This is a genomic window from Nevskia sp. (genome assembly GCF_021732705.1).
Classification (GTDB): Bacteria; Pseudomonadota; Gammaproteobacteria; order Nevskiales; family Nevskiaceae; genus Nevskia.
Genome location: NZ_JAKFUM010000022.1, coordinates 44,394 through 58,284 on the forward strand (window position 1 = coordinate 44,394; position 13,891 = coordinate 58,284).

Sequence of the window (13,891 nt, forward strand, 5' to 3'; positions counted from 1 at the left end):
CGCTCGCGTCCCGCGAGGCGATCGATCGCGGGATGCCTCAGGGCGGCGGTTGCGCGCCGGCCGGTGCGGCGTCATCGGCCGGTGCCGCCGCGGCGTCGCCGGACTCTGCGTCCGGCGCGGCTTCGGCGTCGTCGGCCACCGCGTCCTTGAACAGGTCGACCGGTTTCAGCGGCTTGCTCAGGCGTTCGACGTCGGTCGGCACGAACTGGTAGCTCACCGGCACGTCGCGCCGCTCGAGGAAAATCGACTCACCCTTGCTGATGATCGCGTACCGCAGCGTGCTGCCGTCGGCGAGCGTCACGGCCAATGTCGGCTTCTGGCTGGCCTTGTCGTTCGGATCCGGTGGCAGCGTGGCGATCGCACGGACCTCGTGCCAGGCCTTGTTCATCTCGGCCAGATTCTCGGCGGTGGCCTGCGCGCTGGGCGGCGTGGCAATCCAGCCGTCACCGGCGGCATTGCGCTCGACTTTCAGTCCCGGCGCTTCGATGCGCATGATCTTCGCGCTCGCCGGAATCAGCGCCTTGTTGACCAGATCGGTGAAGTCGCCATCGATCGCGGTCGCCGAAAAGTCGTCGACGAGGCTGATCCGATTGTCGGCGACGCCCGGATTCAGCTCGATGTAGCGCGTGCGCTTCAGCGGCTCGATCTCGCCGACGCCGAGCGTCACGTCGTCGAGCTGCACGACGGTCTTCGCCGGATCCAGCCCGAGATCGGCGCGCTTGGCGCGTGCGGTGTTGATGCTGCCGCGGGTTTCGGTCGTGGCGAGCGCGGTCAGGTTGCCGATCTGGACCAGATCGGCCTGGATCCGGACCGGTGCCGTGAGGTCCCAGCCGGCCTCGCCGCGTTCGAGCACGATTTCCGGGCTGCCGATGTTCTTGAGCTTGATCCGCTTGATGTCGCCGGCGACCAGTTCGGTCAGCGGCGGCTGGCGCTCGATGGCCTTGGCGATCTTCTGCTCTTCCTGCTTCTGGTCGCGCACCACCAGCCAGATCAGCACGCCGACCACGACCAGCAGCACCAGGTTCAGGTATTTCTGTTTCATCGACGGACTCGGCCGAGCGAAAGGGGAGCGCTGCCGGCCCGCCGCGTCACCGCGCCGGGCCGGCCTGCGACAAGCTTACTGGCGGCGGCGGATCAGCCAGCGGCCCACGCCGAATGTCAGCAGCAGCAGCGGAATGATCGCGGTGAAGCCGGCGCCGTACAGCCAGTACGCCCACGGCGGCAGGAACAGCGAGACGTCCGGTGCGACCGGCACATCGATATTGATCTGGGCATCGCGCGACGACACCCACTGCACGATCGTCGTCGCCAGCTGCTTGTTGCCGTAGCGGCTGAGCATCAGGTCGGACAGGAAATCGCCGTCACCGAACAGCGCGATGCGCTGGACCCGCTTCGGCTGATCCTCGGTCGGCGGAATGTCGCGGGTCATCGTCAGGCCGATGGTCAGCGGGCCCGGCAGGTCGCCGGCTTCCGGATTGAACTTGACCTCGCCTTCGAGCTTGTTCTTTTCCAGCCAGGCATCGTCCTTGGTCTTGACGATCGGCACGTAGGTCCAGCCTTCGGCCTTCGGCACGTTCTGGGTATCGAACTCGATCGACCGGGCCAGCGGGAACGCGGTCAGGCTCTTGAATTCCTGGGTGACGGCATTCGGCGGGTAGCTGTTGGTGAAGAACACGGCCGGGCTCGGCGAGCCAAGCTGGGCGTAGTTCGCGAAGATCACCGTGCCTTCCTGCCAGCGAATGCCCAGCGTCTTGTCGAGATCGCCCATCGCGACCGGATAGTCCGGATCCGTGATCCAGAACAGGTTGCCGCCGTTCTTGACGAAGTCGTTGATCAGCTTCACTTCGCCGTCGGCCAGCGACTGCGTCGGGCTGGCCAGCACCAGCGCGGCGGCGTTCTCCGGAATGCGCGGCGTGTTCAGCAGGTCCAGCGGCAGCACCTTCAGGCCCTTCTGGGTCAGCGCTTCCCCGAGCTGGCTGATGTCGAACTGGGTCTTGCCGACGGCGACATCGGTGCTGCGCTCGCCATGGCCGCGGACGAACAGCACGTAGCGCTCGGTGGAATCGGCGAGACGCTGCAGCACGTTGCTGATCACCGTTTCCGACATCTGCACCAGCGATTCGTGGCGGCCCTTGTACTCGACCACCGCCTGACCGGGCTGGGTGACGTTGTACTCGCGTGCCCGGACCGGCTCGGCACCCGGATCGACGTATTCCAGCACCACGTTCTTCTTGAAGCGCTGGTAGCGGGCGATCATCGCCGCGATTTCAGTGCGGCCCTCGGTGCCCGGGTAGTCGAAGATCAGGAACTTGATCTCTTCGGGCATCTGGGCGAGCTGCGCCTGGCTGCCGGCGGTCAGCGTATTGCGGTTGCCGTAGGTCCAGTCGAGCTCGACCTTGTAGCGCGTCGACACGAACGCCGCGAGGCCGACGACGACGAAGATCAGAACCGTGTTCAGCGTGCGCTGGAAGCGCCGTGCGGAAGTCTTTTTCATGGGAAGAAGTGTCCGGGATCAGCTGCGTTCGCTGTCGAGCCGCAGCACGGCCAGCCACAGGAACAGCCCGGTGAAGAGCAGATAGAACACGACGTCGCCGGAATTGAAGATGCCGCGACGCATGCTTTCGAAGTGGCTGACGAGCGCCAGATAGCCGAGCACGTCGCCGACCCAGCCGTGCTGCGTGCCGAGGATCTGCATCATCCAGAACAGCAGCAGCAGGCCGAAGCTGCCGACCGCGGCGATCGTCGGTTCCTTGGTCAGCGTCGAGACGAACAGGCCGGCCGCGCCGAGCGACATCATCAGCAGGGTCAGCCCGAGCAGGCCGGCACCGATGCGGCCGAGGTCCAGATTCGAGCCGACCAGCAGCACCAGCGGCATCGAGGCCAGCAGCGCGATCGTCGCGAGGATGAACACCGACAGGCCCAGAAACTTGCCGAGCACGACCTGGATCAGCGACACCGGCGACGACAGCAGCAGGGTCAGGCTGCCGGATTTCCGCTCTTCGGCGAACAGGCGCATGGTCAGGATCGGCATGATCAGCAGCAGCACGATCGTCGCGAACGAATACAGGCCGCCGCCGATGTAGTCGGCCAGACCGGTGTACTTGTCCTGACCGCGCGGGTTCTGCGCGTATTCGAGGATCAGCAGCAGGAACACGACGCCGAGGATGGCCTGCATCACGGCCAGCACGGCCCAGGCCAGCGGGGAAACGAAGATGCGCCGCGCTTCGGTGCGGGCGATGGTCAGCGTGGTCAACATCAGGCGGCTTCCTGCGTCGGGGCGGCGGCTTCGGTATGCAGCACTTCGCCCAGCGTCAGCTCGACGAAGATCTCTTCCAGCGTGCGGACCTGCGCATGCAGCTCGATCAGGCCCCAGCCGCCGGCATCCGCCGCAGCGGCAATCGCCGCGCGCGGGTCTGCGGTGCCGACGACATGCACGCGGAAGTGCTGGCGCGGCGCCGGCTCGACCTTCGCGACGCCCGGCAGGGCGGCGAGGGCGGCGGCCTTCGGCGGATTCGTGAAGCCGACCAGCACGGTCTTGAAGCCTTCGGTGCCGGCGGCGGCTAGCGGCTCGGAATACACCACGCGACCGCGGTGGATGATCATCACGCGGGCACACACGGCCTGGATTTCCGGCAGGATGTGGGACGACAGGATGACCGAGTGCTGCTCGCCCAACTCCTTGATCAACTTGCGGATTTCGAGGATCTGGATGGGATCGAGGCCGACCGTCGGTTCGTCGAGGATGACCACGGCCGGGCGATGGATGATCGCCTGCGCGATGCCGACGCGCTGCTGGTAGCCCTTCGACAGGTTGCCGATCAGCCGCTTCGCCATCTCGTTCAGGCCGCACGAGGCCTTGGCGCTGGCCAGCGCGTCCTTCAGATCGGACTTGCGCACGCCGTGCAGGCCGGCGGCGTAGCGCAGGTACTCGTCGACGGTCAGTTCCGGGTAGACCGGCGGCTGTTCCGGCAGATAGCCGAGGCTCTTCTTGGCGCCGCGCGGATCGTCCGCCAGCGACACGCCATTGATCGTGACGTGGCCCTCGGTCGGTGCCAGCACGCCGGCCAGCATCTTCATCGTCGTCGACTTGCCAGCGCCGTTCGGGCCGAGCAGGCCGAGAATTTCGCCTTTGCGCAGCGTCAGGTTGACGTTGTTCGCCGCGACATTGTTGCCGTAGCGACGCGTCAGCCCCTGCGCCTCCATCAGGATGGGATTGTCCATTGAATTTTGAGGTCTGCCGAATGGAAAGCCGCGCGAAACCGCTCCAAAACCCACGGAGAACGATGTCGGTGCGGGATGCAGCGCCGGATTCTATGCGCCGCGCTAGTCAGATCAATAGCATGGACGGTGACCGGCGTTCCGGCATGAATCCGGATCAAGACCGCTTATCGCCCTGCAAAACCCTGCAACAGCACGCTAGTTCCGTGCAACGGCCGTCATTCTGCGCAATTCCAGCTTTCGAAACCGTGACGCGCCGGGCCTCCGGACGACCGGTCCAGGGTGCGGGTCCCCGCGATGTTTGCCGGAATGCGCCCGAATTCGCGGATTCCCGCCCGGATCACCGGCTGCGATAAAAGTCCGGTTCGCCGGGTGGGCGGCGGCGGAAGCGCCGGTAGCTCCACCAGTACTGCTCCGGCAGCGCCCGGACACAGGCTTCGACGCCTTCGTTCAGGGCGGCCGGGCCGTGCGCGGCGTCGGCGATCGCGGCCGATGCCGGCCACAGCCGGAAGCGGAAGCCGGCGGCGCGCGGCAGGCGCTCGGCGACGATGAACAGTACCGGCGCACCGGTGCGCGCCGCGAGCTTGGTCACCAGATCCATCGTGTTGGCCGGCATGCCGAACAGCGGCGCGAAAACCGTACCGGAGGATTCCGGTGGATCGTGATCCGGCAGGATGCCGACCATCTCGCCGCGCTTGAGGGCCGACAGCAGCGCCTTGACCCCGGCGCCGGTCGTCGGCACCGGCGTCACCGTCGGCCAGCGGGCGCGGCCGTCGCGGATCACGGCATCGGCGGCGCCCTTCTGCGGCTTGTACAGCACCGTCAGTGGCGCGACCTGCGCGCAGAAGAAGCTGGCCAGCTCCCAGGCGCCCTGATGCGGTGTCAGCAGGATCACGCCGCGACCCTGCGCGTGGGCGTCGCGAATCGTCTGAAGCGCACTTGTGTCGTCGAGCCAGCGGCGCAGGCGACGGTCCGGGCCGTACCAGATCGCCGGCGCTTCGAAGATCGCCTGACCGCTGGCCATCAGGCTGGCGCGGGCGATGCGGTGGCGCGCCTCCGGTGCGGCATCCGGCAGGCAGCGTTCGAGGTGCAGCACGGTGATCGCCCGGAACCGGTTCGGCAGCCGCCACAGCAGCCGCCCGAGGCCCGCGCCCAGCGCATGCAGCAGGCCCAGCGGCAGCTGGCCGAGCACGGTGAACACGACGCGAAGTACAGTCTGCATCCCGCCATTATCGCCCGACCGGGCCCCGCGCCTTCGATGCCCCTTCGATGATCGGACTCCTGCAACGCGTCCGGCGCGCCAGCGTCGAGATCGATGGCCGCACGATGGCCCGGATCGACCGCGGCCTGCTGGTGCTGATCGGCATCCAGCGCGGGGACACGCCCGCCCGCGCCTCGCGCCTGCTCGAACGGCTGCTCGGCTACCGCGTGTTCGAGGACGACACCGGCCGCATGAACAAGAGCCTGCGCGATCTCGGCCCGGAACGCGGCGGCCTGCTGCTGGTCTCGCAGTTCACCCTGTCGGCCGATACCGACAGCGGCACGCGCGCCAGCTTCACGCCGGCCGCGCCACCCGACGAGGCGCGCGCGCTGTACGCCGGCCTGGTCGCCGAGGCGCAAGCCATCTGGCCCGGTGCGGCCAGCGGCGTGTTCGGGGCGGACATGCAGGTCAGCCTCGTCAACGACGGGCCGGTCACGTTCTGGCTGGAGGCCTGAGCCGATGGCGACCGACGGCAAGGCCATCGTTGATGCCATGGACGACGACCCCAACGATGACCCATATCAGGCCCCGCGCCGCTGGGTCCGCGGCGACGAGGTTGCGAGCCTGGTCAAGCACATGGGCCGGGTGATTCCGGACAGCGAGTGGCGCGCGGCAGTCGATGGCCGCGGCGTGTCGGCCGCGCCGGGCCCGGCCGCCGCTGCGCCGCCCGATCCGTCCGCCGACACGACCGCCGGCGCCTGAGCCACGGCCCGCTTTCGACAGCGCCACGAGCCGTGCCGCATCATTCGCCGTCGCCAAACCGTTGAATCGCGCATGTCCGTTGCCCTGTCCGACCTGATCGCCCCCGCTGCCGCCGCTGCCCGCACACCCGTGCCGCCGGCGCAGCCTGCCGATGCCGAACGCGTCCGGCTGGAGCACAACAAGCGGGTCAAGCGCCTGCGCCGCCAGGTGGGCCAGGCGATCATGGATTACGGGATGATCCGCAACGGCGACCGGGTGATGGTCTGCCTGTCCGGCGGCAAGGACAGCTACACCCTGCTCGACATCCTGCTGATGCTGCGCGAGGCGGCCCCGGTGGATTTCGAGATCACCGCGGTCAATCTCGACCAGAAGCAGCCGGGCTTTCCGGAGCACGTCTTGCCGGAATACCTGAAGGCGCGCGGCGTGCCGTTCCACATCATCGAGCAGGACACCTACTCGGTGGTCAAGCGCGTGGTGCCGGAAGGCAAGACCCTGTGCGGCCTCTGCTCGCGGCTGCGGCGCGGCGCGCTGTATTCGTATGCCGAGGCTCATGGCTACAACAAGATCGCGCTGGGCCATCATCGCGACGACATCGTCGCCACGTTCTTCCTGAACCTGTTCTTCAACGCCAAGCTCGCGGCGATGCCGCCGAAGCTCAAGAGCGACAACGGCAAGCACATCGTGATCCGGCCGCTGGCCTATGTCCGCGAGGCCGACATCGTCGAGTACGCGGCCCACGAGCAGTTCCCGATCATCCCCTGCACCTTGTGCGGCTCGCAGGATCAGCTGCAGCGCGTGCAGGTGCGCAAGCTGATGAACGAGTGGGAAACGAAGTACCCCGGCCGCATCGAACACGTGTTCTCGGCGCTGAAGCACGTCAAGCCGTCGCAGCTGGCCGATGGCGAGCTGTTCGACTTCGCCGGACTCGACGGCGGCGGCGAGCGGCGCGACTGGCTGATGCCCGGTGCCGACGCGGCGTCCCGGCAGACGGCCGGAGACGCCGATGCCGAATAGCCTCGCGCGCCGCTGGCTGGCCGCTGCCGCGCTGCTGCTGACGACCGCTGCCAGTGCGGCGGCGCCGGCGGAAGCGCCGTTCCTGTGGCAGGTGCAGGGACCGAAGACCACGCATTACCTGCTGGGCTCGGTGCATCTGCTGCCGAAGGCGGTCGGACGGCTGCCCACGGGCATCCAGCAGGCCTTCAACGGCGCCGACGGACTGGTGTTCGAGTCCGACATCGACGCCCTCAGCGCGCCGGAGAACACCCGGCTGATGCTCGATGCCGCCAAGGCCCCGCGCGGGCTGAAGGCCGAGATTGCGCCGGGCATCTACGCGCTGGTGCAGGCCCGGGTGCGCCAGCTCGGCGTGCCGCCGGCGCTGTGCGAAGGCAGCCGGCCGTGGTTCTGCGCGCTGTCGCTGGAGCTGTACGCGTACCAGCGCGCCGGCTTCCGCGGCGAGTTCGGGCTGGACCGGCAGCTGCACGTGGCGGCCGAGCGCAGCAACAAGCCGCAGACCTGGTTCGAGCCGCCGGCCGTCCATCTGCGGCTGTTCACCAACATGCCGGTGGCGCTGTCGAAGCAGTTTCTCGAAGCCTCGGTGGCGGCGCCGACGTCGAAGGTCGACGAGCCGGCCGAGATGTTCCGCGCCTGGCGCGACAACGACACCGCGCGCATCGAAGGCCTGGTCGCCGAGATGAAGCGCGACTACCCGGCGATCTACGAACACCTGCTGGCCGGCCGCAACCGCGCCTGGCTGCCGATGCTGAAGACCATCCTCGACGGCCCGAAGCGGCAGCTGATCGTCGTCGGTGCCGCGCACTGGGTCGGCCCCGACGGCCTGCTGGCCAGCCTGAGCGCCGCCGGCTATCGCGTCACACCGTTCCTGATCGGCGATCCGGACGCGCTGGCGTCAAGTTCTGCAAAGCGTCACGAGCTGACCGCCGGAACTCGCTAGACTCCGGTTGATGCGGTTCCCGGTCTTTTCCCTGCTGCTGATCGTCGCGCTTGCCCAGCCCGCCTGGGCCGGCATCGACGTTCGCGTTCGGGGCCTCGGCTCTGACGAGCGCGACAACGCCTACGCCCGGCTGTCGATCCTCGAATACGCCAAGCGCACCGATGCCGACAAGGGCAGCTATGAAGTGTCCGATGTCGAGCGCCTGTTCAAGCAGGGCGAGGCCGAGATCAAGGGGGCCCTGCAGCCGTTCGGCTGGTACAACATCACCGTCACCAGCGAGCTGAAGGGATCGGCCCCGAACTGGATCGCCGACTACTTCGTCGATGCCGGGCCGCTGACCGCGATCACCCGGATCGACCTGCAGATCCTCGGCGACGGCGCCGACGAGCCTGCGCTGCAGAAGCTCAAGGAGCGGCCGCGGCCGCTGAAGCTCGGCGAGCGCATCAAGCACGAGGAATACGAGACGCTGAAGAGCGCGCTGTCGCAGACGGCGTATTCCGCCGGCCTGCTCGATGCCCAGCTGACCCGGCACGAGCTGCGCATCGACGTGCCAAGCAACACCGCCGAAGTGCTGCTGACGCTCGACACCGGCCGCCGCTACCGCTTCGGCGACATCGCGATCGACCAGCAGGACAGCCGTCTGCGCGAGTCCTTCCTGCGCCGCTATCTCACCTTCGAACCGGGCGAGACCTACGACCCGGCCAAGGTCCTCAGCACCCAGTTCGCGTTCAGCGATCTCGACTACTTCGACAGCGTCGACGTCGAATCGCGCAAGGATCAGGCGGACGCCGACCTGCGCATTCCGATGATCGTGCACACCACCGAGAAGGCCCCGCGCAGCTACAAGTTCGGCGTCGGCTACGGCACCGACACCGGGCCGCGCGCGAGCTTCGGTTCCGAGTTCCGCCGCCTGAACGATCTCGGCCACAAGCTGCGGCTCGATCTGCGGGTGTCGCCGGTGATCTCGACCGCGATCGCCGAATACCGGATTCCGTACGGCCGCAACCCGAGCGATTCGTTCAGCTTCACCACGCAGGCGCTGACCCAGAACTTCAGCGACGTGAAGGAAACGCTGTATCGCTTCGGCGCCAGCTACAACCGCCGCGGCCGGCTCTGGCAGCAGCGCGCCTACATCGACTTCACGTTCGACAACTACACGATCCGGCAAAGCGCGCCGCAGCAGTCGAAGCTGCTGGTGCCGGGCCTGTCGCTGACCCGCAGCATCGGCGATGACCCGATCTTCCCGAAGCGCGGCCTGTATGCGTTCTTCGATGTCCACGGCGGCTCCACCGCGCTGCTGTCGGACACCAACTTCGTGCAGGGCCTGATCAAGCTGCGCGGCACGCTGTACGTCGGCAATCGCGTGTACCTGCTGGCGCGCGTCGATCAAGGCGCGACCGCGGTCGGCAGCTTCAACAACCTGCCGCCGTCGCAGCGCTTCTTCGCCGGCGGCGACGACAGCGTGCGCGGCTACTCGTACCAGTCGCTCGGGCCGCGCGATGTCAACGGCCGCGTCACCGGCGGCAAGTACCTGACCACGGCCAGCGGCGAAGCCAACTGGTACTTCTACAAGACTTACGGGCTCGCCGCGTTCGTCGATACCGGCGGCGCCGGCGACAACCCGGTCGTCGATTTCAGCCTCGGTGCCGGGCTGGGCTTCCGCTATCGGGCGCCGTTCGGCGCGTTCGCGTTCGATCTGGCGCATCCGTTCGACGCCGGACAGTCGCCGGTGCGCTTCCACCTCGGCGTGAGGGTCGGGCTGTGAGTTCCGAAACCGCGTCACCGCCGCCGCCGTCATCGGCGCGGTTCCGCATCGGCCGCTGGCTGTTCGGCGTCGCGATCGGCCTGATCGCGTTCGTCGTGGCGCTGCTGGTGTTCGTGGCCGGCACCGAGCGCGGCCTGCGGTTCGGGCTGGCGCAGGCGGAAGCGCTGAGCGGCGGCCTGATCCGCGTCGGCAGCGCCAGCGGCCATCTGCTCGGCACGCTCGATCTGCGCGATGTCCGCTACACCGGCAGCGACGGGACCCTCGTCACCATCCGTCGCGTGCACCTGAAGCACCAGCCATCGGCGCTGCTGGCGCGGCGGCTGCACGTCGAGGAACTGCGGGTCGACACGCTCGACGTGACGCCGGGGCCGTCGAAGCCGCCGACCACGCCGCCGACGCCGACCACCCTGCCGGTGCGGCTGCCGCTCGACATCCGCATCGATGCGCTGACCCTGGACGCCTTCACCCTGCATCCGTCGCCGCCGGCGGCCGGTGCGGACGCGGCTGCGACAGCCGGCGAGCCGTTCGTGATCGCGCACGCCGAGTTCGCCGGCCAGTGGTTCGGCGACACGATCACGGTCGATCGGCTCGACACCGCGCTGGCGCTGACCGGCCCGATCGCCGCGGTGGCCAAGGCCCGGATGCGGCAGCAGGCGATCGATTTCGAGTCGCTGCAGGTCAAGGGTCCCGGCGAGATCGCCGCGCAGGGCCGCTTCGGCTTCGAAGCGGTGGCCAGCGACCTGAAGCTGACGTGGACCGGCCTGCGCTGGCCGTTCGTGCCGGTCGACGGCAAGCCGCCGCTGGCCAGCGACCTGAACGGCACGGCGGCGATCGGCGGCGGGCTGAACGCCTATACCTTCGACATCGCGACGACCGCCGTGCTGCAGGATCAGCCGGCCCAGCTCGCCGCGAAAGGCAGCGGCAGCCTCGCCGCGGTGCATCTCGATCACTTCGGGCTCGACACGCTGGCCAGCGAGCGCGGCGGCAAGCCGCAGCCACCCGGTGCGCGCGGCAGCGTGCAGGCGGCCGGCGATGTCGCCTGGTCGCCGCAGCTGACGGCGGACCTGAAGGCCACGTTCTCGAAGCTCGATCCATCGCTGTTCGCGGCGGAGTTTCCGGGCGATCTGAACGGCCAGCTCGACAGCCAGACGGCGATGACCGGCGGCGAGCCGGAAGTCACGTTCACTGCGGAGCTGAGCGACTCCTCGATCCGCGGCAAGCCGTTCTCGCTGAACGTGGCCGGCACCGCCGGCGCGCGCGACGTGAAGCTGCAGGACCTGCTGCTGAAAGCCGGCAAGGGCAGCGTGCGGGCAAAGGGCGCGGTGGTCTGGTCGCCGGCGCTGAAGGTCAATGTCGATGCCGACATCGCGAAGATCGATCCGGCGCAGTTCGTGCCGGAATGGCCGGGCGATCTGAACGGCCGCATCGTCGTCACCACCGACGCCGCCGACAACAGCCCGATCGTCGCCGATGCGGTGATCGAGAACTCGCGGCTGCGCGGCTATCCGCTGAAGCTGGCGGCGCTTGCCGATGTCGCGGGCGAGGTGGTGACGATCGAACGCCTGCGGCTCGAGTCCGGCGCGACCAAGGTGACCGCCAGCGGGCAGGCAAGCCCGCCGTTCGCGCTGAAGGGCGCGTTCGACAGCCCGAACCTCGGCGCGCTGCTGCCGGAACTGGGCGGCCGCGCGGCGTTCACCTTTGCGCTCGACGGCACGCTGGAGCAGCCGCATCTGGTGACGCAGGGCGAGGCCGGCGCGCTGCGCTACGGCGACCTGCGTGCGCAGCGCTTGAGCTGGAATGCCGATGTCGATCCGATGGTCGATTCCAAGATCGCGGTCGATCTGGCCAAGGCCGACGCCGGGCTGCAGATCGATCTGGTCAAGCTGCGGATGACCGGGCTCGAGGTCTACCACCGGCTGGAACTCGAGGCCGACACCGAGCGCGGCAAGGCCAATCTGGCCCTGCAGGGCGGCTACGACCGCGTGCGCAACGAGTGGGGCGGCGAGCTCGCCGCGCTGGGTCTGGCGCCGAGCAAGCTGACCGCGTGGGCGCTGGCCAAGCCGGCCGGCATCCTGATCGGCCAGAAGCGCCGCGCGCTGGAATCCGCCTGCCTGACCGGCAGCGGCGGCGAGGCCTGTTTCCAGCTGGAGCAGAACGTGCTGGCCGATGGCGCGCGCGTCGGCTGGAACATCAAGAAGCTGCTGATCGCGACCTTGCAGCCGCTGCTCGACCCGCAGATGAAGGTCGCCGGCAGTCTCGATGGCGAAGGCTTCGTCAACTTCACCGGCGGCGACGTGGCGCAGGCGCAGGCCGCGCTGAACCTGCGCGAGGCCTCGGTCGAAGTGCCGGATGCGCCGGTGCTGCGGCTGGATGTCGGCAGCCTGCGCGCGAACCAGTCTGCCGACGGCCTGCTGACCACGACCCTGGAACTGCGCGCGGCGCAGACCGCGATCACGGCCGACGTGGCCGCCGCACCCGGCCCGAGTTTCATGGAGCGTGCGCTCAGCGGCCGGATCGGGCTGGATGCGCCGAGTCTCGCGTTCCTCGAACCGCTGCTGCCGGCGCTGAACAAGCTCGACGGCAAGCTGAACGGCGCGTTCGGCGTCAGCGGCACGCCGGCGGCGCCGCGCCTGAATGGCGACGTGAAGCTGCGCGACGGTCAGGCGCGGCTGGTCGTGGCCGGCATCGACCTGAAGGAGGTCACGCTCGATCTGAACGGCGCCGGCGACGACCCGCTGAAACTGACCGGCAGCGCGAAATCCGGCACCGGTGCGCTGGCCATCGCCGGCACCATCGACCCGTATGCCCGGCCGATCCGCGCCGACATCACCGTGAAGGGCGACGAATTCCAGGCGATGAACACGCCGCAGGCCCGCGCCTGGATTTCGCCGGACTTGCGTCTGGTGCGCGACCTCGAAGGCCTGACCCTGAGCGGCACGCTTCAGGTGCCGCGTGCCGACATCACGCCGAAAGGCCTCGGCGGCGGCGGTGTCGATGTCAGCGGCGATCAGGTGCTGATCGGCGTCGAGCTGCCGCCGAAGGAGCCCCCGCTGAAGGTGTTCGTCGCGCTGAAGCTGGCGCTCGGCAAGGCCGTGCAGATCGAGGGCTTCGGCCTCAAGACGCGGATCGAGGGTGCCGTGACCCTGACCCAGCAGCCGGCGCGCGACGCGCTCGCCAACGGCGAGCTGCGCCTGATCGATGGCCGCTACAAGGCCTACGGGCAGGATCTGAACATCGAGACCGGGCGGCTGCTGTTCAGCGGCGGCTCGGTGACGACCCCGGCGGTGGACCTGTACGCCACGCGCAAGCCGCGCGAGGACATCACCGTCGGCGTGCGCGTGCGCGGCACGCTGGCGAAGCCGACGCTGACCCTGCAATCGAGCCCGAACCTGCCGCGCGAGCAGCAGCTGAGCTGGCTGGTGCTCGGCCGTTCGCTCGAAACCAGCTCGACGCAGGACCGCAGCCTGGTGTCGAGCGCTGCACTGAGCCTCGGCCTTGGCGGCGGCGACTACGTGGCCGGCCTGCTCGGCAAGAAGATCGGGCTGGATCAGCTGTCGGTCGGCGGTGCCGCCGGCAGCGGTTCCGAAGTGGCGGCGAACGCGCAGAGCATCAGCGGTGCCCAGAGCGCCGGTGCCGGTGTCGATGCCGGCGCGCAGGCGGCGCAGCTGACGCTCGGCAAGTACCTGACGCCGCGGCTGTTCGTCAGCTACGGCATCAGCCTGTTCCAGGATGGCTACACGTTCCGGATGCTGTACACGCTCGGCCGCGGCTTCAAGCTGTCGACCGAAAGCGGCACCGCGAGCGGCGGCGATGTCATCTACACGACCGAGCGCGGCAAGAAGGCGCCCGGCACCGTCGTCAAGCCGGGTGTCGACGCCGCACCACAGGCCGGCCCGGCCCCGGACCCGACGCGCACGCCGGACGCGATTCCGGCGCCGGAACCGGTGACCGATCCGGATGCCCTGCCGGTGGCACCGAAGGCCGTGCCGTGACC

Annotated in this window: 11 protein-coding genes; 6 read left to right on the forward strand and 5 right to left on the reverse strand. The window is 68.7% G+C overall.

What is annotated here, in order from left to right; all coding sequences use genetic code 11:
- Positions 1-37: 37 nt before the first annotated feature.
- The 5 genes from QZ951_RS19185 to QZ951_RS19205 all read right to left on the reverse strand — a co-directional run bounded on the left by QZ951_RS19185 (position 38) and on the right by QZ951_RS19205 (position 5,440).
- Entirely contained in the window at positions 38-1,042 is a 1,005-nt protein-coding gene (locus QZ951_RS19185) for a DUF4340 domain-containing protein (RefSeq protein WP_293003560.1), read from the reverse strand.
- A 75-nt stretch (positions 1,043-1,117) separates the two neighbouring features.
- A complete protein-coding gene (locus QZ951_RS19190) occupies positions 1,118-2,494 on the reverse strand; it encodes a Gldg family protein (protein WP_293003562.1) in 1,377 nt (458 codons plus the stop codon).
- Positions 2,495-2,512: 18 nt separating this feature from the next.
- Complete coding sequence (locus tag QZ951_RS19195; RefSeq protein ID WP_293003565.1) at positions 2,513-3,256, reverse strand: ABC transporter permease subunit; 744 nt, start codon at positions 3,254-3,256, stop codon at positions 2,513-2,515.
- Positions 3,256-4,221: an ABC transporter ATP-binding protein gene (locus QZ951_RS19200; protein ID WP_293003567.1), complete on the reverse strand. Its 966-nt coding sequence runs from the start codon at positions 4,219-4,221 to the stop codon at positions 3,256-3,258. Before QZ951_RS19200 ends, QZ951_RS19195 begins: the two co-directional genes overlap by 1 nt.
- A 337-nt stretch (positions 4,222-4,558) precedes the next feature.
- Positions 4,559-5,440, reverse strand: coding sequence for a lysophospholipid acyltransferase family protein (locus tag QZ951_RS19205; RefSeq protein ID WP_293003568.1), 882 nt, complete (start codon positions 5,438-5,440; stop codon positions 4,559-4,561).
- Between the two features lie 47 nt (positions 5,441-5,487).
- On the opposite strand from QZ951_RS19205, the gene dtd reads away from it, so the two are divergent.
- The 6 genes from dtd (at position 5,488) to QZ951_RS19235 (ending at position 13,889) form a co-directional block, all read left to right on the forward strand.
- Positions 5,488-5,934, forward strand: coding sequence for a D-aminoacyl-tRNA deacylase (gene dtd / locus QZ951_RS19210; protein ID WP_293003570.1), 447 nt, complete (start codon positions 5,488-5,490; stop codon positions 5,932-5,934).
- 4 nt (positions 5,935-5,938) lie between these two features.
- A complete protein-coding gene (locus QZ951_RS19215; protein ID WP_293003571.1) occupies positions 5,939-6,181 on the forward strand; it encodes a hypothetical protein in 243 nt (80 codons plus the stop codon).
- A gap of 72 nt (positions 6,182-6,253) precedes the next feature.
- Positions 6,254-7,195 (forward strand): tRNA 2-thiocytidine(32) synthetase TtcA, encoded by a 942-nt coding sequence (gene ttcA / locus QZ951_RS19220; RefSeq protein ID WP_293003572.1) that lies wholly within the window; start codon positions 6,254-6,256, stop codon positions 7,193-7,195.
- Positions 7,185-8,132, forward strand: a complete 948-nt coding sequence (locus QZ951_RS19225) for a TraB/GumN family protein (protein ID WP_293003573.1) — start codon at positions 7,185-7,187, stop codon at positions 8,130-8,132. The genes ttcA and QZ951_RS19225 overlap by 11 nt, the downstream gene beginning before the upstream one ends.
- 10 nt (positions 8,133-8,142) lie before the next feature.
- A complete protein-coding gene (locus tag QZ951_RS19230) occupies positions 8,143-9,897 on the forward strand; it encodes an autotransporter assembly complex family protein (protein WP_293003574.1) in 1,755 nt (584 codons plus the stop codon).
- Entirely contained in the window at positions 9,894-13,889 is a 3,996-nt protein-coding gene (locus tag QZ951_RS19235) for a translocation/assembly module TamB domain-containing protein (RefSeq protein WP_293003575.1), read from the forward strand. The genes QZ951_RS19230 and QZ951_RS19235 overlap by 4 nt, the downstream gene beginning before the upstream one ends.
- Positions 13,890-13,891: the final 2 nt, after the last annotated feature.